At 70.1% G+C, this 22,819-nt stretch carries 22 protein-coding genes; 14 read left to right on the top strand and 8 right to left on the bottom strand.

All coding sequences use genetic code 11. From position 1 onward, the window contains the following. The first annotated feature begins 206 nt into the window (after positions 1–206). From BM43_RS09745 to BM43_RS09720, 6 genes are all read left to right on the top strand, one after another. On the top strand, positions 207–1,199 hold the full coding sequence (locus tag BM43_RS09745) for a substrate-binding domain-containing protein (protein ID WP_080742282.1): 993 nt from the start codon (positions 207–209) through the stop codon (positions 1,197–1,199). Positions 1,200–1,261: 62 nt separating this feature from the next. Further along, a complete protein-coding gene (locus BM43_RS09740; protein ID WP_036055713.1) occupies positions 1,262–2,812 on the top strand; it encodes a sugar ABC transporter ATP-binding protein in 1,551 nt (516 codons plus the stop codon). Continuing rightward, positions 2,805–3,821 (top strand): ABC transporter permease, encoded by a 1,017-nt coding sequence (locus BM43_RS09735; protein ID WP_080742281.1) that lies wholly within the window; start codon positions 2,805–2,807, stop codon positions 3,819–3,821. Before BM43_RS09740 ends, BM43_RS09735 begins: the two co-directional genes overlap by 8 nt. After that, positions 3,818–4,876: an ABC transporter permease gene (locus BM43_RS09730; protein WP_088555597.1), complete on the top strand. Its 1,059-nt coding sequence runs from the start codon at positions 3,818–3,820 to the stop codon at positions 4,874–4,876. The genes BM43_RS09735 and BM43_RS09730 overlap by 4 nt, the downstream gene beginning before the upstream one ends. After that, on the top strand, positions 4,873–5,766 hold the full coding sequence (locus BM43_RS09725) for a sugar phosphate isomerase/epimerase family protein (protein ID WP_013690930.1): 894 nt from the start codon (positions 4,873–4,875) through the stop codon (positions 5,764–5,766). The genes BM43_RS09730 and BM43_RS09725 overlap by 4 nt, the downstream gene beginning before the upstream one ends. Then, entirely contained in the window at positions 5,763–6,404 is a 642-nt protein-coding gene (locus tag BM43_RS09720; protein WP_036055714.1) for a nucleoside/nucleotide kinase family protein, read from the top strand. Before BM43_RS09725 ends, BM43_RS09720 begins: the two co-directional genes overlap by 4 nt. On the opposite strand, the gene BM43_RS09715 is transcribed toward BM43_RS09720, so the two are convergent. Further along, entirely contained in the window at positions 6,401–7,225 is an 825-nt protein-coding gene (locus BM43_RS09715) for a response regulator (protein WP_036055715.1), read from the bottom strand. The two genes, BM43_RS09720 and BM43_RS09715, sit on opposite strands and share 4 nt — an antisense overlap. Further along, positions 7,215–9,008, bottom strand: a complete 1,794-nt coding sequence (locus BM43_RS09710; RefSeq protein ID WP_052710566.1) for an ATP-binding protein — start codon at positions 9,006–9,008, stop codon at positions 7,215–7,217. The genes BM43_RS09715 and BM43_RS09710 overlap by 11 nt, the downstream gene beginning before the upstream one ends. Before the next feature lie 298 nt (positions 9,009–9,306). Here BM43_RS09710 and BM43_RS09705 point away from each other — a divergent pair, with 298 nt between their 5' ends. The 5 genes from BM43_RS09705 to BM43_RS09685 all read left to right on the top strand — a co-directional run bounded on the left by BM43_RS09705 (position 9,307) and on the right by BM43_RS09685 (position 13,546). After that, on the top strand, positions 9,307–10,032 hold the full coding sequence (locus tag BM43_RS09705; protein WP_013690926.1) for a response regulator transcription factor: 726 nt from the start codon (positions 9,307–9,309) through the stop codon (positions 10,030–10,032). Positions 10,033–10,405: 373 nt separating this feature from the next. After that, positions 10,406–11,323, top strand: coding sequence for a metal-dependent hydrolase (locus tag BM43_RS09700; protein WP_025101175.1), 918 nt, complete (start codon positions 10,406–10,408; stop codon positions 11,321–11,323). A gap of 398 nt (positions 11,324–11,721) precedes the next feature. Continuing rightward, the gene (locus BM43_RS09695; RefSeq protein WP_013690924.1) at positions 11,722–12,147 is read left to right on the top strand and encodes an MbcA/ParS/Xre antitoxin family protein; all 426 of its coding nucleotides are present in this window, start codon (positions 11,722–11,724) and stop codon (positions 12,145–12,147) included. After that, complete coding sequence (locus tag BM43_RS09690) at positions 12,144–12,845, top strand: RES family NAD+ phosphorylase (RefSeq protein ID WP_036055717.1); 702 nt, start codon at positions 12,144–12,146, stop codon at positions 12,843–12,845. Before BM43_RS09695 ends, BM43_RS09690 begins: the two co-directional genes overlap by 4 nt. A gap of 47 nt (positions 12,846–12,892) precedes the next feature. After that, a complete protein-coding gene (locus BM43_RS09685; RefSeq protein WP_036036930.1) occupies positions 12,893–13,546 on the top strand; it encodes a DUF1345 domain-containing protein in 654 nt (217 codons plus the stop codon). Between the two features lie 40 nt (positions 13,547–13,586). Here the strand turns inward: BM43_RS09685 and BM43_RS09680 are convergent, their stop codons facing one another. Continuing rightward, on the bottom strand, positions 13,587–14,258 hold the full coding sequence (locus BM43_RS09680; protein ID WP_036055718.1) for a glutathione S-transferase family protein: 672 nt from the start codon (positions 14,256–14,258) through the stop codon (positions 13,587–13,589). Positions 14,259–14,409: 151 nt separating this feature from the next. Here BM43_RS09680 and BM43_RS09675 point away from each other — a divergent pair, with 151 nt between their 5' ends. After that, the gene (locus BM43_RS09675) at positions 14,410–14,817 is read left to right on the top strand and encodes a VOC family protein (RefSeq protein WP_036055719.1); all 408 of its coding nucleotides are present in this window, start codon (positions 14,410–14,412) and stop codon (positions 14,815–14,817) included. Between the two features lie 260 nt (positions 14,818–15,077). Continuing rightward, positions 15,078–16,721 carry a DUF3459 domain-containing protein gene (locus BM43_RS09670; RefSeq protein WP_013690919.1) on the top strand — a complete coding sequence of 548 codons (1,644 nt, stop codon included), beginning with the start codon at positions 15,078–15,080 and terminating at the stop codon, positions 16,719–16,721. Between the two features lie 62 nt (positions 16,722–16,783). Here BM43_RS09670 and BM43_RS09665 read toward each other — a convergent pair whose 3' ends face one another. Together BM43_RS09665 and BM43_RS09660 are read right to left on the bottom strand one after the other, a co-directional pair. Continuing rightward, on the bottom strand, positions 16,784–17,431 hold the full coding sequence (locus BM43_RS09665) for a thiamine phosphate synthase (RefSeq protein ID WP_036055720.1): 648 nt from the start codon (positions 17,429–17,431) through the stop codon (positions 16,784–16,786). Next, positions 17,418–18,323: a LysR family transcriptional regulator gene (locus BM43_RS09660; RefSeq protein WP_017920617.1), complete on the bottom strand. Its 906-nt coding sequence runs from the start codon at positions 18,321–18,323 to the stop codon at positions 17,418–17,420. Before BM43_RS09660 ends, BM43_RS09665 begins: the two co-directional genes overlap by 14 nt. Before the next feature lie 102 nt (positions 18,324–18,425). Between BM43_RS09660 and BM43_RS09655 the strand changes: the two genes are divergently transcribed. Then, positions 18,426–19,334 (top strand): NAD-dependent epimerase/dehydratase family protein, encoded by a 909-nt coding sequence (locus BM43_RS09655; RefSeq protein WP_036055721.1) that lies wholly within the window; start codon positions 18,426–18,428, stop codon positions 19,332–19,334. 144 nt (positions 19,335–19,478) lie between these two features. Here the strand turns inward: BM43_RS09655 and BM43_RS09650 are convergent, their stop codons facing one another. The 3 genes from BM43_RS09650 to BM43_RS09640 form a co-directional block, all read right to left on the bottom strand. Continuing rightward, a complete protein-coding gene (locus tag BM43_RS09650; RefSeq protein WP_036055722.1) occupies positions 19,479–20,816 on the bottom strand; it encodes a hemolysin family protein in 1,338 nt (445 codons plus the stop codon). A 79-nt stretch (positions 20,817–20,895) separates the two neighbouring features. Then, a complete protein-coding gene (locus BM43_RS09645) occupies positions 20,896–21,684 on the bottom strand; it encodes a sensor histidine kinase (protein ID WP_036036950.1) in 789 nt (262 codons plus the stop codon). 201 nt (positions 21,685–21,885) lie between these two features. Continuing rightward, the gene (locus BM43_RS09640) at positions 21,886–22,803 is read right to left on the bottom strand and encodes a DMT family transporter (RefSeq protein WP_036055723.1); all 918 of its coding nucleotides are present in this window, start codon (positions 22,801–22,803) and stop codon (positions 21,886–21,888) included. Positions 22,804–22,819: the final 16 nt, after the last annotated feature.

The raw sequence follows: 22,819 nt of genomic DNA, 5'->3' as shown, positions 1-22,819 counted from the left end.
GCCTGCCTCGGAATCCTGGCGGGGCGAGGGCGGGCCGCTCCGCTTGCCATTATCAGGGTTTTCCCATGCTTCCCGTTGGCGCTGAATGGATTCAGCATACACGAACTTTTTATGCTGAATGGATTTAGCAGCAAAAAGCGAACTGTAAGAACGCCGCTTGCCGGCCCCTCGGCACGGCAGCGGCCCTCACTGGAACGGGAGGAGACATGGTGGGCAAGCTGATGCGCAGGTTCTGCGTGGGCATGACGGCATTCGCGCTGGCGACGGGCTTGGCGCTCGCCTCGCCGGACAAGCCGGTGATCGGCGTGGTGGTGAAGGTGGGCGGGATTCCCTGGTTCAACGCGATGGAGGCCGGCATCAAGAAGCGCGCCGACCAGCTCGGCGTGAAGGCCTTCATGGTGGGCCCGACCAGCGCCGACCCGGCCCTGCAGGTGCGCGCCATCGAGGACCTGATCGCCCAGCACGTCGACGTGATCGGCGTGGTGCCGAACGACGCGCAGGTGCTCGAGCCGGTGCTGCAGCGCGCGCGCGCGGCCGGCATCAAGGTGATCACGCACGAGTCGCCGCAGCAGAAGAACGCCGACTGGGATTTCGAGCTGGCCTCGGCCAAGGGTTTCGGCGAGGCCTATGCCAAGCGGCTCGCCGCCCTGGTGGGCGGCAAGGGCGAGTACGCGGTGTTCGTCGGCTCGCTGACGGTGCCGCTGCACAACGCCTGGGCCGACGCGGCGATCGCCTGGCTGAAGGCCAACGCGCCGGGCATGACCCTGGTGGGCGACCGCTACGGCGTGGCCGAGAACGTCGACGCCTCGCGCCAGACCGCGCTGGACCTGATGCGCGCCCACCCGAACCTGCGCGCGATCCTGGCCTTCGGCAGCCAGGGCCCGATCGGCGCGGCGCGCGCGGTGGCCGAGCGCGAGCAGAAGGGCAAGGTGATCGTGCTGGGGCCGTTCTCGCCGGGGCAGGGCCGGCGCCTGGTGCATGACGGCGTGCTCACCGGCGGCTACATGTGGAATCCGGAGCAGGCCGGCGAGGTGTTCGTCACGCTCGGCACGATGGTCGCCAAGGGCCAGCCGATCAAGGACGGCATGACGATCCCGGGCCTCGGCGTGGTGCACCCGAGCGGCCACAACCTGATCGTCGACCAGCTGGTCGATCTCAACGACAAGACCGTCGACGATCTCGCCAAGCTCGGCCTCTGAAGTGTGACGGCGCGCGGGGCGGCCCCGCCTCGCGCGCGCATCCTGTACTGGAGATTCGTGCCATGAATCCAGCTTCCCCCGGGCAGGCCGCGGCCGCCACCGGCACGGTGCCCGCCGCCGCGCTGGCCCCGCCGCTGCTGCAACTGGAGAACGTCTCGAAGACCTTCGGCGGCGTGAAGGCGCTGCAGCAGGTGAGCTTCGAGGTGCTGCCGGGCGAGGTGCTGTGCCTGGCCGGCGAGAACGGCTGCGGCAAGAGCACCCTGATCAAGATCGTCAGCGGCGTCTACCAGCCCGAGCCGGGCTCGCGGATGCGCTTCGACGGCGAGCCGGTCGAGGCGCTCGATCCGGCCGGCGCGCGTCGGCTCGGCATCCAGGTGATCTGGCAGGACCTCGCGCTGTTTCCCGAGATGACGGTGGCCGAGAACATCGCCTTCGAGCAGAACCTCGGCGAGCGGCTGCGCTGGGTCGACTACGGCCGCATGCAGGCCTCGGCGCGCCGCATCCTGGCGCGGCTCGGCGTCGAGCTCGACCTGGAGCGCCCGGTGCGCAAGCTGTCGATCGCGCAGCGGCAGATCGTGGCGATCGCGCGGGCCCTGGTGGCCGAGGCGCGGCTGGTGTTCATGGACGAGCCGACTGCCTCGCTGAGCCACGCCGAGACTGAGGCGCTGCTGGCGATCGTGCGGCGCCTGTCGGCCGACGGCATCGCGGTGGTGTTCGTCAGCCACCGGCTGGCCGAGGTGCTGGCGGTGTGCACGCGCGTGACGGTGATGCGCGACGGCCGCCAGGTCGGCACCTTCCCGACCGCCGGCATGACGCAGACGCGGCTCGGCGAGCTGATGACGGGCCGCAGTCTCGACTACGCGGTGCGCGACGCCGACCTGTCGGCCGCGCCGGTGGTGCTGCGCGTCGAGCGGCTCACGCGCGGGCGCGAGTACCGTGAGATCTCCCTCGAGATCCGCCGCGGCGAGATCCTCGGCCTGACCGGGCGGCTCGGCGCCGGGCGCACCGAGCTGGCGCTTTCGCTGTTCGGCATGACGCGGCCCGAGTCGGGCGCGATCGAGCTGGAAGGGCGCGCGCTCGCGCTGCGCTCGAACCGCGACGCGATCGGCGCCGGCATCGCCTACGTCTCGGAGGATCGGCTGCAGCTCGGCCTGGTGCAGCCGCAGTCGATCGGCGACAACACCTGCATCGCCGTGCTCGACGAACTGCTCGACGGCGCGCGGCTGATCTCGCCGGGCCGGCGCGATGCCCTGGTGCACGACTGGATCCGCCGCCTGGCGGTGAAGATCGGCCATCCCGACGATCCGGTCTCGACGCTGTCGGGCGGCAACCAGCAGCGCGTGGTGCTGGCCAAGTGGCTGGCCACCAGCCCGAAGGTGCTGATCCTCGACTCGCCGACGGTGGGCGTGGACGTCGGCGCGCGCGCCGGCATCTTCGCCATCATCCGCGAGCTGGCGCAGGCGGGCATGGCGATCCTGCTGATCTCCGACGAGATCCCCGAGGTCTATTTCAACGCCGATCGGATCCTGCACATGCGCGATGGCCGTCTCGTCGCCGAGTACGTGCCGGGCGCGGTTCCGATCGACCATATCGAGCGAGACGTCCATGCATGAGCTGCTGCGCAAGACCGGGATCGGCTCGATCGAGGCGCTGCTGATCGCCGTGCTCGCCGTGATGGCGATCGGCCTCGGCCTCACCACCTCGACCTTCCTGACGCTGTCCAACCTGTTCGACCTGCTCAACCAGAGCGCGGTCAACATCATCTTCGCGGTCGGCCTGCTGGTGGTGCTGATCGCCGGCGGCATCGACATCTCCTTCGCGGTGGGCGCCTCGGTCACGCAGTACCTGACCGCGCTGGCCGTGAGCCACCTCGGCGGCGGCAACTGGGCGCTCGGCTTCGCGGCCTCGCTCGGCTTCGGCTTCCTGCTCGGCGCGTTCAACGCGACCATCATCTACCGCTTCCGGATCGTCTCGATCGTGGTGACCATCGCCACCTTCAACCTGTTCTTCGGCGGACTGATGTTCGTCACCGGCGGCGTGTCGATCTACGACCTGCCCGACTGGTGGATGAACCGCGTCTCGCTGCTGCAACTGGGCACGTCCAGCGGGGTGGCCACGCTGTCGCTGCCGGTGGCGGTGATGGCGGCCTGCGTGGCGGCCACCTGGTTCCTGCTGCGCCGGACCACGGCGGGCCGCCAGCTCTATGCCACCGGCGACAACCCGGAGGCGGCGCGGCGCGTGGGCATCCGCATCGGCCGCATGCACTACCTCGCCTACGGCTGGCTCGGCATGATGAGCGGCGTGGCCGGCCTGATGCAGGCGCACTACGTGCAGGAGGTGGTGCCCAACGCGCTCTACGGGCGCGAGCTGGAGGTGCTGGCGGCCGTGGTGCTGGGCGGCGCGCGCCTGGGCGGCGGGCGCGGCACGGTGCTCGGCGCGATCCTCGGCATCCTGCTGGTGTCGGTCACGGCCAACGGCCTGAACCTGCTCGGCATTTCCTCGTATGCGTACAAGATGATCGTCGGCGCGGTGATCCTGGTCGCGATCACGCTGTCCAGCGAGGGCGCCGCGCGCCTGGTCGGCACGCGCGTCTCGGCTTCTCGCGCCAAGGTGGGCTCATGAACACGTCGCAATCCCGTACTTCGTCCGTGTTCCGCGTGCCGGCCGACGTGGCCGGCCTGCTGGGCTTCCTGGCGGTGGTGGTGATCGGCATGAGCCTCGCCTCGGACCGCTTCTTGACGGCCGGCACCTTCCAGTCGATCGCGTTCCAGTTGCCCGAGCTGGGCCTGTTCGCGCTGGCCATGCTGATGCCGCTGATCTCGGGCGGCTTCAACCTGGCCGCCACCTTCACCGCCAACATGGCGGGCTTGGCGATGGCCTGGGTGATCCAGTCGCACGGCGGCGCCGATGCCAGCCTCGGCGTGGTGCTGCTCGGCATCCTCGCGGCGCTGGCCACGGGCGCCGCGGCCGGCGCGATGATCGGCGCGATCATCGCCTACACCGGCGCGAGCCCGATCCTGGTGTCGCTGTCGGCGATGATCTTCCTGCGCGGCCTGGGCGAATTCCTCACGCGCGGCGGCGACATTTCCGGCTTCCCGCATTCGGTGCGCTACCTCGGCAACGGGCTGTGGCTCGGCGTGCCGGTGCCGCTGTGGATCTTCATCGCCTGCGCGCTGGTCTGGCACGTGGTGATGACGCGCTCGCGGCTCGGTTTCACCACCCGCATGGTCGGCTCGAACCTGGAGGCCACGCGCTACTCGGGCATCGCCACGGCGCGCGCGATCACCCGCATCTACCTGCTCTCGGGCCTGATGTGCGGGGTGGCCGGGGTGGTGATGCTGTGCAGCTTCAACTCGGTGCGCGTCGGCCACGGCGAAGCCTTCCTGCTGATCTCGGTGCTGGCCTGCTTCCTCGGCCGGGTCGATCCGTTCGGCGGCTTCGGCCGGGTGGTGCCGGTGGTGATCGCGCTGGTGATCCTGCAGGTGATCGCCTCGGGCCTGAACCTGCTGGGTGCCAACCAGCACCTCGCCACCGCCCTGTGGGGCGCCTTCCTGCTCGCCGTGATGCTGGCCCGCTGGGCCTGGGCGCAAGGCGGGCTGCCATCCCTCATCCGCGAGCGCGGGCCCCGATCCCCGGTGGCCGCGCCCGCATCCCGTCGACACAAGGAGAGCGAATGAACAAGCTGGGCGTACATGCACTGGTCTGGGAGGCCGGCTGGAGCCACGAGGAAGCCGCGCGCGCGATCGCGAACACGGCCGAGGTGGGTTTCGACTTCATCGAGATCCCGGCGCTCGATCCGGCCTCGATCGATACCGCCTTCACGCGCCGCGAGCTGGAGCGCGCCGGCATCGGCTGCAGCTTCTCGCTGGGGCTCGATGCCGATTCCGACATCTCCAGCGGCGACCCGGAGAAGGCCGCGCGCGGCAAGCGCAAGCTCGAGGCCGCGATCCGCGTGGCGCACGAGTGCGGCGCGAAGCATGTCTGCGGTATCCTCTACTCCGCATTCCAGAAGAACTTCGTGCCGACCACCCCGGCCGGCGTCGCGATGTCGGTCGAGATCCTCGCGCAGGTGGCGCAGACGGCCGAGGCGGGCGGCATCATGCTCGGCCTCGAGGTGGTCAACCGCTACGAGTCGAACGTGCTGAACACGGCCTCGCAGGGCGTCGAGCTCTGCGAGCGGATCGGCCGGCCGAACGTGTTGGTGCATCTGGATACCTACCACATGAACATCGAGGAATCCGACGTGATGACGGCGATACGCGAAACCGGCGCGCATCTGGGCTATTTCCATACCGGCGATTCGCATCGCGGTTACCTGGGCTCGGGCAGCATCGACTTCGCGGAAGTGTTCCGCGCGCTGGTGTTCTCGGGCTATACGGGGCCGATCACCTTCGAGAGCTTTTCCTCGCGCGTGGTCGGGCAGCCGCTGGAGGGGATCCTCGCGATCTGGCGCAACCTCTGGGAAGACGGGCGCGACCTCGCCTCGCACGCGCTGATGTACACGCGCGCCCAGCTCAAGTCGGCCCAGGAAGCGCTCAAGCAGGCCGAGCGGAGCCGCCTGCCATGAGCGTGACGCGCGACGTCGATTTCGCCGCGCTGGTGGCGGCGCTGGCCGATGCCGATCCGGCCGCGCGCCGCATCGTGGCGGTGGCCGGGCCGCCCGGCGCGGGCAAGAGCACCTTCGCCGAGCGCCTGCGCGAGGCGCTGGACGCGCCGGCGCCGGGTCGCGCCGCGCTGCTGGCGATGGACGGCTTCCACTACGACGATCGCGTGCTGGAGGCGCGCGGCGATCGCCCGCGCAAGGGCGCGCCGCATACCTTCGACATCGACGGGCTGGGCGCCATGCTGGCGCGCCTGAAGGCCGACGACGGCCGCGAGATCGCGGTGCCGGTGTTCGACCGCTCGATCGAGATCGCCCGCGCCGGCGCGGCGATCATCCCGGCCGGCGCGCGCATCGTGGTGGTGGAGGGCAACTACCTGCTGCTCGACGATCCGGCCTGGGCGCCGCTGCGCGCCTTCTTCGATCTCACCGTGATGCTGCAGGTGCCGCGCGCGGTGCTGGTCGAGCGGCTCTCGGCGCGCTGGCACGGCTACGGCATGAGCGAGGCGGCGATCGTCGAGAAGCTCGACGGCAACGACCTGCCCAACGTCGATCGCGTGCTGACGGGCTGCGTGGCGGCCGATTTCCGCGTCGCGAACGTCTAGCGGCGCGGCGGCGGTGGGCTGCCGACGTTTTTGTCAGCATGCTTGTCGGCGGGGTTGTCGGCGTCTTCCGCGTCGAGCTCGAACTGGTAGCCCACGCCGTAGATCGAGCGGATGAAGTCGCGCTCGGGGCGTACCGCCTGCAGCTTGCGGCGCAGGTTCTTCACATGGCTGTCGACGGTGCGGTCGGTGACCACGCGATGGTCGTCGTAGAGCCGCCGCAGCAGGAAATCCCGCGAATAGATGCGGCCCGGGTTGGCCACCAGCAGCGCCAGGAGGCGCAGCTCGACCGGCGTCAGGTGCAGGTTGCGGCCGTCGAGCCGCGCCACGTGATGCTCGGGGTCGATCTCGAACGGCGCCGCGCCGCCGTCGGCCGCGCTTGCCTCGTGGCCCGCCTCGCCTTTCCCCTTTCTCTCGGCCTGCTTTTCGGCCTGCTTCTCGGCCTGCTCGATCCGGCGCAGGATCGCCTTGACGCGCGCCACCACCTCGCGCGGGCTGAAGGGCTTGCAGACATAGTCGTCGGCGCCGAGCTCGAGGCCGAGCAGGCGGTCGATCTCGTCGACGCGTGCGGTCAGGATGATCACCGGGATGGTCGAGAAGCCGCGCAGCTCGCGGCATATGTCGAGGCCGCCGCGCCCAGGCAGCATCAGGTCGAGCAGCACCAGCGAGGGCGCGTGAGCGCGCACGTGGGGCACCACCTCGCGGCCGTCGGCGACGATCGCGGTGGCGTAACCGTCGGCGTGCAGGTAGTCGGCCAGCAGGGCCGAGAGCTTGGGTTCGTCCTCGACGATCAGGATGGAGGGTCCAGGGCGATCAGGGTTCATGGTCCGGCTCGAGCAGGGGAAACAGCATCATGATCCAGAGGCCGCCGAGCGGCGAGCGGCGTGCCGCGATGCTGCCGCCATGCGCCTCGACGATGTGCTTGCAGAGCGCCAGGCCCAGGCCCGAACCGCCGCTCTGGCGGCTGCGCGAGGCGTCGACGCGGAACAGCCGCTCGAACACCTGGCCGAGCATCGGCTCGGGCACGCCAGGGTGGGAGTCGAGCACGTCGAGCTGCACGTGCCGGCCGCTGGCGCCGACCGCCACCCGCACGCTGCCGCCGGCATCGGTGTAGCGCAGCGCATTCTCGAGCAGGTTCTGCAGCAGTTGCGCGAGCCGGTGCGGGTCGCCCGAGACCAGCACCGGGCCGGCCGGGATCCGCGTCTCCAGCGCGATGCGCTTGGCGCCGAGCCGGTCGACGAAGGACTCGGCGGCGATCTCGGCCACCCGCGCCAGGTCCACCGCGATCATCTCGAACGAGAGTGCGCCGATATCGGCCAGCGAGAGCTCGTGCAGGTCGTCGATCAGCTTGCTCAGCAGCGCGATCTCGGCCTGCAGCGAGGCGAAGGTGCCGGCGTCGGGGCGCCGCACGCCGTCCTCGAGCGCCTCGATCTCGCCGCGCAGCACGGCCAGCGGCGTGCGCAGCTCGTGCGAGATGTCGGCGATGAAGTTGCGCCGCGCGCGCTCGGCGGCGGCCAGCGATTCGGCCAGCCGGTTGAAGTCGCCCGCCAGCTGGCTCAGCTCGTCGCTGCCGCGCTCGGGCACGCGCACCGCGTACTGGCCTTCGGCGAGCCGGTGGGTGGCGCGCACGATGCGCCGCACCGGCGCCAGGATCAGCCGCGCCAGCACCATCGAGACCAGGGCCGAGAGCACCGCCGCCGCGATCACGATCACCCAGGTGGCGCGCGACTGCTGCATCTGGAAGCGCTGGTCGGCCGCGTAGAACGGGCCGCCGGGGCGCGCCACCGAGAGCCAGCCGACCAGCTTGCCGCCTGAGCTCAGCGCATGCAGCGGCGTGCCGGGCGGCGGCGGGTAGCCGGCGATGCGGTGGCGCCCGGCGTCGTAGAGCGCGATCGGCGGCGGATGATGGAAGCCGGGCGGGTGCTCGCGCCAGCCGTCGCGGGGGCCCGGGCCAGGGTAGGACGGTGGCGTGGAGGAGGCCGGATCGGTGCTGGTGTCGGCGCGCTGGCTTGCCGGGATGGGAGGCGAGGCGGCCGGCGTCGAGGCCGCGCCTCCCGCGGTGCCGGCCGAAGCCGCTGCGTCGGCGGCTTCGCGCGAGGCAGGGCTCGGGCCGTCGTGACGGTTGCCGCGCGAGCCGTCGAAGCCGGCCGGCTCGTCGGCCCAGGGCGCCTGGCCCCAGGGCGGCCCGCCCCAGCCGCGGCCGTCGCGGCGGCCGTCATCGCCGTCTCCGCGGTCACCGCCATCGCCGCCGCCCGGCGGCCCGAATTTGCCCTCGCCCCAGCGCGGGCCGCGATAGGCGCCGGGCGGCTGGTCCCAGCCCGAGCCCTCGGGGCCCGTCGCCTCGTGCGGGAAGATCGGCGTGACCGAGCGCACGAAGCCGATCCAGGCACCGGGCCGGTCGGTGACGAAGGCCCAACTGCCGTGCTCGGCGTACTCGCGTTCGAGCGCCTTGGTCACGCGCGTGATTTCCTCGTCGTTGCGGCCCACCAGGTAGTGGCCGAAGCCGCTCTCGAAGCTGTAGCGCATCGCCGCGCCCATCGCCACGGCGACGGCCACGCAGGTCGCGAGGATCGCGAGGAACAGCTTGGAGGTGATGCCGACTTTCATGCGCAGCGGTGGTGTCGAGCAGGGCGGGGCTGGAAGGTCCGGCGCCGGCCGGTTGCGGGGCTTACTCGGGGCCGGATGCAGGGCCGAGGCGGCGGTCAGCCGCGGATTGTCCCGGTTTTGCGGCGGCCCGCGTGCCGGCGCGGGCGGATTTCATATTTTCTCCTCATTTCCCCCATTTTTGATGCGCATTCTGTGCTTAGTCTCGGGGGCCATCGTGCATCGCCCCGCCCGCGATGCGCCCCGGCGGCGCGGGCCGGTGGCGCTTCGCGCACGCACCGACGTCAACCACGGATCGCCCATGAGCATCAACATCCTCGTCATCGAACCGAACGAAGCCCAGCGCGACGCGCTGCGCAGCCATTTCAGCAAGCACCGGATGGAGATGTCGGTCTGGTATTCGAGCGCCACCCTGGTCGAACGCGTCGAGCGCGAGCAGCCCACCGCGATCGTGATGCGCGCCGGGCCCGGTTATCCCGATACCTATGCTTCGCTGCGCCAGTTGCGCGCGGCCGGCTACGAGATGCCGGTGGTGATGATCGGCGAGGCGCCCGATGTCAGCGACAAGGTGCTCGCGCTCGAATTCGGCGCCGACGATTTCCTCGCCGAACCGCTCAACCTGCTGGAGCTGTCCACCCGCATCCGCACCATCGTGCAGCGCCCGGTGGGCCCGGCGCTCGGCGTGATGCAGGTGCCGCGCCCGCGCATGCTGGGCGCGATCGAGATCGACTTCGCCGCGCGCCGCGCCCGCAAGCACGGCCGCGATCTCGGCATGCGCCCCAGCGAATTCGCGCTGCTCAAGGCCTTCGTCAGCCATCCGCTGCAGGTGCTGTCGCGCGCGACCCTGCTGCAACTGCTGCAGGTCGGCGACGAATCGCGCTCGGAGCGCGGCCTCGACGTGCTGGTGTTCCGGCTGCGCGCGCTGATCGAGGACGATCCCGACCGGCCCCGGCATATCCAGACCATGCGCGGGCGCGGCTACATCTTCGTGCCGCCGGCCGAAGAGCCGGCGGCGGTCGCCGCCTGAGACACCGGAGCGTCCGAGCGTCCGAATTTGCCGCCGAAATCGGCCTCGAACGTTTCGACCCCATCCCGAGCAGGCCCCGAGCCTGTCGTTTTTCGCCGTCGGCCGGATTTTTTTCAGCCGGTACCGCCCCCTTTTTCATCGATTCCTCAGACAGGCGCGGTTTCAAGCGGGGCGGCCCTGCCCGGCCCGGCGGCCCGCCGCGCCGGGCGTCTCGTTTGGAAGCGCGGCACTAGCGGGGGACTTGCGCGGGCGCGGCGAATCGCCGTATCTTTACATCGTCCAATGTAATCAATTCGGCGCGCGATCGATCCGCGAGCCGGGCGAGGCGCCCGGCGAACCCGCGAACCGCGCGTGCCGCCAAGGAGCGTCGACGATGCCTCATCCGTCAGCAGCCGCCGTCGCGGCCGACATCATGCCCGTGCGCCGGGACCTGCGCTTCCCGCTCGCGATCGAGCGCGCCAAGGACTGGCACGGCCAGGGCCCGGCCGTCACGCACTTCTTCAACGCGCTGTCGCTGCTGTTCCCGGCCGGCGAGCGCTTCTTCATGGATTCGGTGCGCAACTACCGCGACCGCATCGACGATCCGGTGCTCAAGCAGCAGGTGCTGGGCTTCATCGGCCAGGAGGCGATGCACACGCGCGAGCACGTCGAGTACAACGAGGCGCTGCAGGCCAACCGGCTGCCGGCGCGCAAGCTCGACCAGCGCGTCTGGAAGGTGCTGGGCTGGATGAAGCGCGTGATGCCGCATTCGATGCAGCTCGCCCACACGGTGGCGGCCGAGCACTACACGGCCATGCTGGCCGGGCTGCTGCTCGACGATCCGTCCCGCATGAACGGCGCCGAGGAGGGCTACAAGCAGATGTGGCTGTGGCACGCGCTGGAGGAAACCGAGCACAAGGCGGTGTCCTTCGACGTCTGGAACGCCGTGATGGAGCCGGGCGCGAAGCGCTACCTGCTGCGCGTGGGCACCTACCTGATGACCACGCTGACCTTCTGGCCGACCGTGTTCCTGATCCACACGCGGCTGATCCGCTCGGATCGGCAGGCCGACCACCGCGTGCGCGGCATGTGGCGCGTGATCAAGTTCCTCTACGGGCCGCGCCACGGCGTGTTTCCGCGCATCGCGCGCGAATGGCTCGATTTCTTCCGGCCCGGTTTCCATCCCTGGGATCACGACAACCGGCGCCATCTGGCGATGATGTCGCAGATCGTCGCCGCCAACGAGGCGCGGCAGGCCGATTGGGTCGAGCCGCAGGTCTCGGCGGTGCGCAGGCGGCTCGGCGCGGCCTGAGGGCGGCGGGTGGCGGCCCGGACCCCATCGAAACGACAGCAAGACGGCACGAGGATGAAGCCGGGCACGACCCGGCAGGCAGGCAAGGCGGCGGCGCGATGCGTCGCCGCTTTTTTTTGCGCGGGCCGATGACGTCGCGATGGCGTGATGACCGCGCGCCGCCGCATCTTTCGATGGCGATTCCTCTGACTTTTTGCTGCGAACGCCGAGCCGATCGGCGCGGCGTTCGCGCCAGGCCAGCGCGGCAGCGGTACCGCCGGAAGGGCTTGCCGGGCCACGCCGGCGACCAATCGGCGGCTGTCCCCGCCGCCGCGACCGCAACTTCCGATCATCGGGCCCTTGCAATCATCCGAGAATGGACTAATCTTGTTAGTCAATTCACTTTGAGACTAACGGCCATGTCTCGACCCGCACCGACCCCGCTACCGGATTCGCATCCGGTGCCCGAAGCGACCCCGGCGCAGATGTCCGCCGCCGGCCTGCGTGCGTTCTTCAACATCGCGCGCGACTGGGACCTGTCGACCGAGCAGCAGATCGTCCTGCTCGGCTCGCCGGGCCGCTCGACCTTCTTCAAATGGAAGAACGCGCCGCAGGCGGCGCGCCTGCCGCGCGACACGCTGGAGCGCCTGTCGCTGATGCTCGGCATCTACAAGGCGCTGCAGATCCTGCTGCCGCCCGAGGCGGCCGACGGCTGGCTCAAGCGCAGCAACAGCGCCGCGCCCTTCAACGGCGGCCGCGCGCTGGACCGCATGCTGGCCGGCAACGTCAGCGACCTGGTGGCGGTGCGCCAGTATCTCGACGCGGTACGGGGGGGCTGGGCGTGAGCGCGGCCGATCGCTCGACCCGCTGGCCCGTCACCACGCTCGACTGGGCGCCCGCCTACCGGGTGATTCCCACCCGCTTTCCCGCCATCAACCTGTTCGACCGGGTGGCCTCGCCCGAGGATTTCGACGCGCTCTACGCGCTCGAGGCGATGACCAACGACCGGGTGCGCGCCGAGGTCGGCCAGCTCGAGCTGGTGCCGCCGGCGGAGCGCCGCTACGGCCCCGGCTACGGGCCGATCATGGCGGCCTTCACGCACCTGAATCCGCAGGGCAGTCGTTTCTCCGATGGCAGCTACGGCGTGTTCTACTGCGCGCGCTCGCGCGCCACCGCGATCGCCGAGACGCGCCATCACACCGGCCTGTTCCTGGCCGCCACGCGCGAGAAGCCGATGCGCCAGCAGATGCGGCTCTATACCGTGGCCGCGCAGGGCGAGGTGGCCGACATCCGCGCCTGGCCCGAGCGCGACCCGGCCCTGCTCGACGCGCTCGACTATTCGGCGGGGCAGGCCTTCGGGCGCATGGTGCGCGGCGCCGGTTTCGCGGGCCTGGCCTATCCCTCGGTGCGCGATCGCGGCGGCGAGTGCCTGGCCGCGTTCCGCACCACCTTGCTGCGCGACTGCCATCACGCCGCCTACCTCGAATACAACTGGAACGGCTCGGCCGTCGACGTGGTGTTCGAGCTGAACCAGGTCGGCTGAGGCCGGCCGCTTATTTCCGCTTATTCCCGCGTTCCCCGGAGATACCGATGTCGAGTCTGCCGATGCTGTTTCGCAATCGTCCGCGCATGTGGGTCGCGCTGCTGGTGGGGATGGTGGCCGCGGCCCTGCTGCCGGCCGTGCACAGCCGTTTCGCGCGCATGCTGATCGGCTGGGACGTGACGGTGTGGTTCTATCTGGCGCTGATGTGGTGGCAGATGACGCGCGCGCATTACGACAAGGTGCGGGAGATCGCGATGCGCGAGGATGAAAGCGCCACCACCGTGCTGACCATCATCTGCCTGGCGACGGTGGCGAGTGTGGCCGCGATCGCGGTGGAGCTGGCCAGCGCCAAGAGCGTGGGCCTGCGCGCCGGCATCGAGCACTACGCAGTGACGGGCGCGACGCTGTTCGGCGCCTGGTTCCTGATCCCGACCATCTTCACCCTGCATTACGCGCGGCTCTATTACCAGTCGCCGCCCGAGGCGCGCGCGCTGCAGTTTCCCGATCGCGAGCTCGAGCCCGATTACTGGGACTTCCTCTACTTCTCGTTCACCATCGCGGTCGCCTCGCAGACCTCGGACGTGATGCTGAACAATCGCTCGATCCGGCGCGCGGGCCTCGCGCAGTCGATCCTCTCGTTCTACTTCAACATGGCGGTGCTGGGCCTGTCGATCAACGTGGCGGCCGGGCTGCTGGGCTAGGCGCGGTGCATGCCCGCTCCGCGCCCGGTATCGCCGTGCCTCAGCCGACCATCGCGTAGGGGCCGCCGCGTTCCAGCGCGCGCTGGTAGGCGGGCCGCGCATGGATGCGCTCCAGGAAGGCGCGGATCGCCGGCAGTTGCGCGAGCGTGTCGGCGCGCGAGGCGGCCGCTTCCAGCGGAAAGCTCATCTGCACGTCGGCGGCGCTGAAGCTGTCGCCGACGAACCAGCCGGTCTCGCGCAGCGCCGCGTCGACGTAGCCGAGATGGAGCTTCAACTGCGGATCGACGAAGCTCGATTGCAGCGTCGACGAGATCTTGCGCGCGATCGGCCTGGCGAAGAACGGCATCGGCGCCTGCGCGATGCGCAGCGCCACCAGCTTGAGCAGCAGCGGCGGCATCGCCGAGCCTTCCGCGTAGTGCAGCCAGTAGGTATAGCGCAGCCGCTGCGGCGTGCCCGGCGGCGGGGCGAAACGGCCCTCGCCGTAGCGCTCGACCAGATACTCGATGATCGCGCCCGACTCGGCCATCGTGAAGCCTTCGTCGGTGAGCACCGGCGACTTGCCGAGCGGATGGATGGCGCGCAGCTCGGGCGGCGCGAGCATGGTCTTGGGATCGCGCTCGTAGCGCTTGAGTTCGTAGGGAACGCCGAGTTCTTCTAGCAGCCAGAGCACGCGCTGCGAGCGCGAGTTGTTCAGGTGGTGGACGGTCAGCATGGGCCTGTTGGATGGGGGCGCCTCGCACGCGGAGCGTGCCGCTCGCGATGGCGACGGGCGAGCGGACCGGAACAGGGCCGGCCGGGTTATGCTCGCGCTGGCGAGCCCGTGACGGCCCGCGTTCCACATCCATACGAGAGAGACCTTGCCGATGCCGATTCCGATGACCCGGCTGATTCTATACACGCAAGACGTGCGCCAGTTGAAGTGTTTCTACCAAACGTATTTTTCACTGCCGCTGCGCGAGGAGATCGAGGGCGAATGGGTGGTGCTCGACGCGGGCGGTATCGAGCTCGCCCTGCATCGCGTCGGCGAGGCGTATCGAAGCCCGCCCGGGGAAGGCGCGGCGCGTTCGGGAACGGGTTCCAATGCGAAGTTCGTGTTCCGGATCGAAGCCGGCATCGAGGCCTTGCACGACAGTCTGCTGAAGGCTGGCGTGCCGATGCGCGGCATCAAGCGTTACGACGGTTTTCCCTATCGCCTTTGCGACGGCACGGACCCGGAAGGCAACGTGTTCCAGTTGATGCAGGCCGATGCGGCAGGTGTCGCCACGAGCTGAACGCTGGCCTCGATCGTTTCGGGTTCCTGTCGAATCGCGTGCACCGTCGAGCGACATGCAATGCGCTCGGCGCGCGCGGCAGGTGCATCGAGCACCAGCCTTGCGCGACGCTGCCTGGGCACGGTGCGCAAGGGTCAAGACGCATTTAAAAGCGGAGTCCGACACTCGCACGCGCTCGCTATTCGGCGCATACTGCTTGTTCCTGCTGCCCGGCACGTCGCTTGCAGTGCCGGCCATGCCTCCCTAAAGGAGCGCATCACATGTCCGACTGTCCGCACGACCCTTACGCACACCGCTACACGCATTGCCTGCCGTTCGGCGCCCAACCCTGCAGCGCCTCCGCCGCCACGCTTCGTACCCACTTCCGCCTGTGGGCGCCCGCCAGCGCCGAGGTGCGCCTCGAATTCGGCATCGACGGCGCGGCGGAACCCGCCATCGAGATGGCGCCGGCCGGCAACGGCTGGTTCGAGACCTTCGCCGAATGCGGCCCCGGCGCGCGCTACCGCTACCGGCTCGACGACACGCTGCTGATTCCCGATCCCGCCTCGCGCTCGCAGCCCGAGGGCATCGGCGGCGCGAGCGAGGTGATCGATCCGCGCGCCTTCGAGTGGCGCAACACCTTCTGGCGCGGCCGGCCCTGGGAGGAGATCGCGTTGTACGCGATCCGTCCCGGCGCGCTCGGCGGCTACGATGCCGTGCGCCAGCGCCTGCCGCAGCTCGCGCGGCTCGGCGTGACCGCCATCGAGTTGCTGGCCTCGCCCGATGCCACGCACGACAGCCTGCCGTTCGCGCCGGTGGCCGCCTACGGCGGCCCCAACGCGCTCAAGGCGCTGATCGACGCGGCGCATGGCCTGGGCCTCGCGGTGCTGCTCGATCTCGACTACGCGCGCTTCGGTGCCGGCAACGAAGCCTTGCGGCGCTACGCGGTGCCGTTCTTCCAACTGCGCGATGATCCCCAGCAGGCACCGCTCGCGCTGGAGCATCCCGAAGTCTGCGATTTCTTCTGCGACAACGCGCTCTACTGGATCGAGGAGTATCGCTGCGACGGGCTGCGCCTGCGCGAGGCGGACCGGATCAGCAACGCGGGCCTGCGCGAGATCGCCGATCGTGCGCGCGCGGCGTTGTCGTCCGATCGTCTCGTGCACTTCGTGCTCGGCAGCGAGCGCCATCCCTCGCACCTGGCCGACACGCATTTCGACGCGCAATGGAACGAATGCGGCGAGCGCGCGCTGCATCGCCTGACCGGGCGCGCCGCGCATCCGTATCGCGAGGCGATCTCGACGCGCCAGACCATCCACACGCTGGCCCGCGCGCTGACGGCCGGCGGCTCGGCCTACCAGCGCGTCGGCGACGAACGCGGCGGCAACGACATCACGCTGCCGATCACCTCGCTGGTGTTGTCCGACGGCGCTCGTCGACCGACGGCCGCCACGCGCGAGGCGGGGCTGGCGGCGCTCGCGCTGTCGCTGCTGACGCCGCAGATCCCGCTGGTGTTCGCCGAGGCCGCGCCCGACGCGGCCAGCGAGCGTTTCGTGCAATCGGCGCTGGCGGTGCGCGCCAAGCTGATCGCGCCGCGCCTGCTCGATTCGCGGCCGCAATCGGCCGAGTTGCTGAGGCTGGCCGATGGCGTCGAGGCCGATGCGCTGCTGGCGGTCTGGCGGCTTGGCGACGGCGAATTGCTCAGTCTCGCGCTGAACCTGTCGCCCGATCCGCTGACGCTCGCGCATGTGCCCAAGGGCACCATCGTGTTCGAGACGCCGGCGCGCTCGCGCGATCGCGTGCTGTTCGGCGAGTTGCCGCCTTATGCGCTGGTCGCCTGGGTGACGGGCGACGTCAATCGTTATGCGCTCTCGCATGACGCGCGCTTCTATCCTCGCGAGGGTGCCGCGGCGTTCAACGCCTGAGCGGCGTTTCTCCCCTGTCGCGCGGTGTTGCCGGGTCGGCGGCGCCGCGCGCATTCCCTCTCTCAGAACACCCCGAAACCGCGAATGCCGGCGACGCCATGCGCACCGTGGGCGCGCGCGTCCGGCAGGTCCTCGGGCGTCATGCCGCCGAGCGCGTAGATGGCGGGGCGCGCTGGCAGCGCCGCCGCGGATTCGATGGCGGGCCCTGCCTGCGCGATGCATTGCGCGAAGCCGTGCCAGCCGAGCGCGGGCGTGCCGGGATGGGTGAGGGTGGGCTTGACCGGCGAGAGCGTGACGAGATCGACGTCGATCTGCTGCGCTTGCCGCAAGGACGTCGCGTCGTGGCAGGCCGCCGACAACAGCACCATAGGCGCCACCGGCCTCGACGAGATGGCGAATAGCGCGGCCTCGCTCAAATGCACGCCATCGGCACCGAGCGCGAGTGCGGCGGCCGGCGTGATCGCGCCGTTGCAGATCACGCGTGCGCCCACTGCATGCGCGAGCTCGATCACGCGCGCGGCGAGCACGGCGTAGGCGACTGCATCGAGGCTTTTCACGCGCAATTGCAGCAACGCGATGCCGCTCGCGAAGGCGGCTTCGAGCCGCGCCACGAACGCATCGAGCGCATCGCCCGAGGCGGATGCAGGCTCCGGCGTGATCAGGTAGACGGCCGGCAGCGCGGGACGCGCCGCGGTCTCAGAGCTTGACATGCTGGCTCAGGAAATCGAGGAAGCCCTGCACGCGCCCGGTCAGCGCGGCATGGCGATAGTAGACGGCATTGATCGGCTGCCGATAGTCGCTCATCAGTTCGCCGAGCAGTGGGACCAGGCGCCCCGCCGCGATATCGGCGGCGCTCATGAAATCGGACAGGCAGACGATGCCGAGCCCGCCGAGCGCGAGATGGCGCAGCGTCTCGCCGCTCGAGGCGGTATGGGCCGGCTCGATGACGACGCCCTCGCCGTCGGGCTGGCCGCCCGCGCCGCGCCGGCGCAGCGGCCAGCGGTTGAGGGTTTCGATGTCGCTGAAACCGAGCAGCTTGTGCCGCTTCAGGTCGGCGACGCTGCGCGGCGTGCCGTGCTCGGCCAGGTAGGCGGGGCTGGCCAGGATGTGCAGCGGGCAGGCGCCGAGCGCTCGCGCATGCAGCGTCGAATCGGGCAGCGTGCCGATCCGGATCGCGATGTCGATGCGCTGCTCGATCAGGTCGACGAAACGTTCGTTGTTGGTCAGTTCGAGCTGGATGTCGGGATAGCGCGCGGTGAAGGCGGGCAGGTTCGGCACGATCGCGTGCAGCATGAAGGGCGTGGCGGCGTCCACGCGCAGCCGCCCGGCCGGCTTCACGCGGCCCAGCGACACGGCCGTCTCGGCCTCTTCCACCGATTGCAGGATGTCGCGCGCGCGCGTGAGCAGCAACTCGCCCTCGTCGGTCAACTGCGAGCTGCGCGTGGTCCGGCGCAGCAGCGTGACGCCGAGCTTGCGCTCCAGCCGGTTCAGCGCGCGGCTCACGCCCGACACGGTCTGGCCGAGCTGCTCGGCGGCGGCGGTGATCGAACCGCTGTCGATGATCGCGACGAAGGTCTGCAATTCCTCGGTCGAGGTCTTCATTTTTGATCCTGATTCAAGAATGACTTGAGCCTAACACGGTTTTTGCGAGGCCCGATCGCGCTCACACTGGCTGCATTCACGAATCGATACAAGGAGTGCGACATGAAGATTTTCATCACGGGCGCGGGTGGTTTCATCGGCGGCTCGATCGCCGCTGGATTGGCCGGCGACGGGCACCAAGTGGTCGGGCTGGTGCGCCGCGAGGAGCAGGCCGAGGAACTGCGTGCGATCGGCGTCGAGCCGCGGCTCGGTTCGCTCGACGATCGCGCGCTGCTGGTGCGCGAGGCCCAGGCGGCCGATGCGGTGATCAACGCGGCCGATAGCGACCATCGCGGCGCGGTCGAGGCGCTGATCGAAGGGCTGGGCGGTTCGGGCAAGGTGCTGCTGCATACCAGCGGCTCGAGCATCGTCGGCGACGCCTCGGGCGGCGAGGGCAGCGAGACGATCTACTACGAGGACAAGCTGCCCGAGCCGACCGCCGACAAGGCCGCGCGCGTGGCGATCGACAATCTCGTGCTGGACGCTTCGCGGCAAGGCATTCGTCCCGCCGTGCTGTGCAATACGCTGATCTACGGCCATGGCCTGGGCCTGCCGCGCGAGAGCGTGCAACTGCCGCGCCTGATCCGCCAGGCGCGCAAGAGCGGCGTGGTGCGCCACGTCGGCCCGGGCCGCAACATCTGGTCGAACGTGCATATCGACGACGTGGTCGAGGTCTATCGGCTCGCGCTGCAGCGCACGCCGGCCGAAGGCACCTTCTACTTCGTCGAGAACGGCGAGGCGGCATTCCGCGACATGTCGGCCGCGATCGCCAGGGCGATGGGCCTGGGCGCGGCGCAGGACTGGCCGCTGAAGGACGCCGAGGCGGAATGGGGCTACGAGATGGCGAACTACGGCCTCGGCTCGAACAGCCGCGTGCGCGGCGAACGCGCCAAGCGCCTGCTCGGCTGGCAGCCGAAGCACGCCTCGGTGCTCGACTGGATCGCCGCCGACATGCGGCACGAGCGCGCCTGAGGCGGCGCGCCGATCCGGCGCGTGACGGCGGCGGAAAAGGGCGCAAGCCGGCCCGCGCGCGATGGCCTCGGGGCCGTCGCGCGCGGGCGCTTTTGTTTTGGGGAGAGAGAACGGCGGCGAGGGAGGGGGAAGCCGCCGTCGCGCTTACTCGTCGGCTTCCTTCAGCGCCTTCGGGTAGACGCGCACCAGCACGATGCGCGGCCCGTTCATCTTCTTCACCACCACGTCGAAGCTGTCGAAGGACACGCGCTGGCCCTCGGTCGGCAGGTCGCTGAGCGCCTGGATCACCAGGCCGCCGACCGATTCGGCGCGGCCCTCGTCGATGTCGATGCCCAGCGCCTGCTCGAGCGACACCACCGGCAGGCTGCCCTTGCCCATCAGCGTGCCGTCGTCCAGGCGCGCCCAGTCGGCGTCGCCCTGGCGGAACTCGTCGTGGATCTGGCCGACCAGCGCGCCGAGCAGGTTGTCGAGCGTGAGGAAGCCGATCGGCTTCTCGTGCTTGTTGCCGACCAGCGCGAAGTGCGGTGCGCCCTTGCGGAAGCGCCGGAACAGCTCGAGCGCGGGCGTGTCGGGCCGTACGTACTGGACCGGGCGCACGTAGTCGGACAGGTCCTCCAGCGCGGCGCCGGCATGGCGCGCCAGCAGCAGGTCCTTCAGGTGGATCAGGCCCGTCACCTGCTCGCGCGAGGCGTCGGTAAACAGCGGGTAGCGGCTGAAGCGATGGCGCGCCACCACCTCCATGTTGTCGGGCAGCGGCAGGTCGCGGCGCAGGCCGATCATCTCGTTGGCCGGGCGCATCAGGTCCGATACCGTCATCGAGGAGAAGTCGAGCGAATGCGCCAGCGTGTTCCACTCGTCGTTGCTGTAGGTGGCTACCGGCGCCTTGGCGCCGGCCGCGTTGCGACGGCTGCGCAGGATCAGCTTCAGCTCGTCAGTCGAATAATGCGAGTCGCCGCCGTGCTCGGCGGACAGGCCGACGATGCGCAGCACCGCGTTGGCGCTGCTGTTCAGCACCCAGATCGCCGGGTACATCATCCAGTAGAAGGCATAGAGCGGCAGTGCCAGCCACAGGCCGACCTGCTCGGGCTGGCGGATCGCCATCGATTTCGGCGCGAGTTCGCCCACCACGATGTGCAGGAAGGAAATCACCGAGAACGCGAACACCAGCGAGATCGCGTGCACCAGTTGCGGCGATTCGATGCCGAGCACGTCGAGCAGCGGCGAGAGGATTTCGGCGAAGGCGGGCTCGCCGATCCAGCCGAGGCCGAGCGAGGCCAGCGTGATGCCGAGCTGGCAGGCGGACAGGTAGGCGTCGAGGCGCGCATGGACGATGCGCAGGATGCGGCCGCGTAGGCCGTGCTGACGGGCCAGCGTCTTGACGCGCGTGGCGCGCAGCTTGACGAGACCGAATTCGGCGGCCACGAAGAACCCGTTCAGGGCCACCAGCAACAACGCGCCGATCAGCGCGATGATCTGTATCAACGAAACGACTCCGGGAATAAAGGAAGCGTCAGTATAGAGGCGGAAAGGCGCACGTAAAGTTCGTGCGCAGGAAAAAAGCTCATGCGCTGGCCTTGCGCGGCAGCGTCAGGGTGCCGCGTGCCGCGCTGCCGGCGGCGAGTTCCGGTGCCGTGAAGCTGCCGCCGTGGGCGAGCGCCACGCGCTGGCACAGCGCGATCGCCCAGGGCGGGCGGCGGCCGTCGCGCTCCAGCAGGGCCTCGCGGCGCGCGCCGGGATCGAGCGCGTGCGGCAGCGAGGCGTCGACGATCGCGTTCGGCTCGGCGACGAAGGCCAGCTCGAAGCCGACGCTGTCGGCCGAGTGCAGCGCGTCGCAGGCGAGCGTGACGGTCGAGCCCGGCGCGGCGGCCTCGATCGCGAACACCGCGAGCGTCCACAGCGCCTGCGCGAGCCGTTCGGGATCGGCCAGCAGGGTGGCTTCGCGCGCGCCTTCGAGATGGATCTCGAGGCGGGTGCCGCGCGCGTCGGCGAGCGCGGCGCGGGCCAGCGCGGCCACCTCGTCGAGCAGCTCGGCGAGTACCACCGGGGCCGGCGCGATCGCCAGCGCGCGCGTATCGGCGCGCGGCGCGTCGAGCGCGCTCTCGATCAGCCGGGTCTGCTGCTCGATGCCGGTGCGGATGCCGCTCAGCGCGCGTTGCAGGGACGCGTCGCCGGCCGGCAACTGGCGCTCCAGCACATAGGCCCAGCTATGCATGGCGTTGAGCGGGCTGCGCAGATCGTGCGACGCGACGGACAGCGCCTGGTCGCGCGAGAACAGCGCGGCCTCGGCGGCGTAACGGGCGGCGCGCTCGCGCAGCAGCTCGGTGCGGGGATCGGCGGGGGAGAGGGTCACGAGGGCGGTGCTGAGATGACGGAATCCACATTATAGGGACCGGACCGGGACGCGTCGCGCCGACTTCGAGGGCGAATGCGCGCCGATGCGCGATGTTGCGAATCGATCGGCGCCTATTGATCGGGGCCGGTCGCCCGCGGCATGCCGCCGATTTTCCTGGTTTCGCGCGGTTTCGGCGCGATCGTGGCCCCGCGCCGGCCGTCAGGCCGGCACGCCGTCCTCGCGCGCGGCGGCGCGGTTCGGCAGCAACTGGCAGACCAGCAGCCCGGCCAGCATCAGCGCGCAGCCGAGCAGGGCGCGCAGGCTCAGCGTCTCGCCCAGCGCGGCCCAGCCGGCCAGCGCGGCGAACACGCCTTCCATGCTGAAGATCACGGCCGCGTGGGCGGGCGCGGCGTCGCGCTGCGCCACCACCTGCAGCGTATAGGCGACGCCGACCGACAGCAGGCCGCCGTAGAGCAGGGTCGGCAGCGCGCGCGCCAGGGTGTTGGCGTCGAGCGTCTCGACGCCGAGGCCGATCGCGCCGCATAGCAGCCCGCAGACCAGGAACTGCTGGAAGGCCAGCACCAGCGGATCGTGGCGGCGCGCGAAATAACCGACCGCGATCACGTGGATCGAGATCAGGATCGCACCGACCAGTTGGAAACCGTCGCCGTACATCACGCTGAAGTGCTCGTCGACGCTGAGGAAGTACAGGCCGATCGCGGCCAGCGTGGCGCCCAGCCAGGTGCCGGTGCCGGCGCGATGGCGCAGCAGCACGCCGATCAGCGGTACCAGCACCACGTAGAGCGAGCTGATGAAGCCGGCATTGGCGATCCTGGTGTATTGCAGGCCGATCTGCTGCAGCGAGATCGAGGCGGCCAGCAGCAGGCCGAGCAACAGGCCCGGCAGCAGCCCGGCCGGCCGTTGCGCGAGCGCGGCGATCTCGCGGCGCGCGCACTGGCGAGTCAGCAGCAGCGGCACCAGCACCAGCGCGCCGAGCAGGAAACGCAGCCCGGTGTAGAGGAAGGGCCCGATCACCGACAGGCTGAGCCGCTGGGCGACGAAGGCCGAGCCCCAGATGACGGCGGCGGCCAGCATCAGCAGGTTCGCGCGGAGGTGGAGGCGGGCGACGGGCGTCATCGGCGAGGGGATTCGA

This window comes from Burkholderia gladioli (assembly GCF_000959725.1).
Taxonomy (GTDB): domain Bacteria; phylum Pseudomonadota; class Gammaproteobacteria; order Burkholderiales; family Burkholderiaceae; genus Burkholderia; species Burkholderia gladioli.
The sequence above is the reverse complement of the archived record's forward strand: the minus strand, read 5'-3'. Positions and strand labels throughout refer to the sequence as shown.

Excerpts from the sequence above, each read along its gene's own strand:
- BM43_RS09715 (WP_036055715.1), bottom strand. The coding sequence starts at position 7,225 with ATGAACCCTGATCGCCCTGGACCCTCCATCCTGATCGTCGAGGACGAA.
- BM43_RS09655 (WP_036055721.1), top strand. The coding sequence starts at position 18,426 with ATGAAGATTTTCATCACGGGCGCGGGTGGTTTCATCGGCGGCTCGATC.
- BM43_RS09685 (WP_036036930.1), top strand. The coding sequence starts at position 12,893 with ATGTCGAGTCTGCCGATGCTGTTTCGCAATCGTCCGCGCATGTGGGTC.
- BM43_RS09665 (WP_036055720.1), bottom strand. The coding sequence starts at position 17,431 with ATGTCAAGCTCTGAGACCGCGGCGCGTCCCGCGCTGCCGGCCGTCTAC.
- BM43_RS09745 (WP_080742282.1), top strand. The coding sequence starts at position 207 with ATGGTGGGCAAGCTGATGCGCAGGTTCTGCGTGGGCATGACGGCATTC.
- BM43_RS09680 (WP_036055718.1), bottom strand. The coding sequence starts at position 14,258 with ATGCTGACCGTCCACCACCTGAACAACTCGCGCTCGCAGCGCGTGCTC.
- BM43_RS09700 (WP_025101175.1), top strand. The coding sequence starts at position 10,406 with ATGCCTCATCCGTCAGCAGCCGCCGTCGCGGCCGACATCATGCCCGTG.
- BM43_RS09720 (WP_036055714.1), top strand. The coding sequence starts at position 5,763 with ATGAGCGTGACGCGCGACGTCGATTTCGCCGCGCTGGTGGCGGCGCTG.
- BM43_RS09705 (WP_013690926.1), top strand. The coding sequence starts at position 9,307 with ATGAGCATCAACATCCTCGTCATCGAACCGAACGAAGCCCAGCGCGAC.
- BM43_RS09740 (WP_036055713.1), top strand. The coding sequence starts at position 1,262 with ATGAATCCAGCTTCCCCCGGGCAGGCCGCGGCCGCCACCGGCACGGTG.
- BM43_RS09675 (WP_036055719.1), top strand. The coding sequence starts at position 14,410 with ATGCCGATTCCGATGACCCGGCTGATTCTATACACGCAAGACGTGCGC.
- BM43_RS09660 (WP_017920617.1), bottom strand. The coding sequence starts at position 18,323 with ATGAAGACCTCGACCGAGGAATTGCAGACCTTCGTCGCGATCATCGAC.
- BM43_RS09695 (WP_013690924.1), top strand. The coding sequence starts at position 11,722 with ATGTCTCGACCCGCACCGACCCCGCTACCGGATTCGCATCCGGTGCCC.
- BM43_RS09670 (WP_013690919.1), top strand. The coding sequence starts at position 15,078 with ATGTCCGACTGTCCGCACGACCCTTACGCACACCGCTACACGCATTGC.
- BM43_RS09735 (WP_080742281.1), top strand. The coding sequence starts at position 2,805 with ATGCATGAGCTGCTGCGCAAGACCGGGATCGGCTCGATCGAGGCGCTG.
- BM43_RS09710 (WP_052710566.1), bottom strand. The coding sequence starts at position 9,008 with ATGAAAGTCGGCATCACCTCCAAGCTGTTCCTCGCGATCCTCGCGACC.
- BM43_RS09640 (WP_036055723.1), bottom strand. The coding sequence starts at position 22,803 with ATGACGCCCGTCGCCCGCCTCCACCTCCGCGCGAACCTGCTGATGCTG.
- BM43_RS09730 (WP_088555597.1), top strand. The coding sequence starts at position 3,818 with ATGAACACGTCGCAATCCCGTACTTCGTCCGTGTTCCGCGTGCCGGCC.
- BM43_RS09725 (WP_013690930.1), top strand. The coding sequence starts at position 4,873 with ATGAACAAGCTGGGCGTACATGCACTGGTCTGGGAGGCCGGCTGGAGC.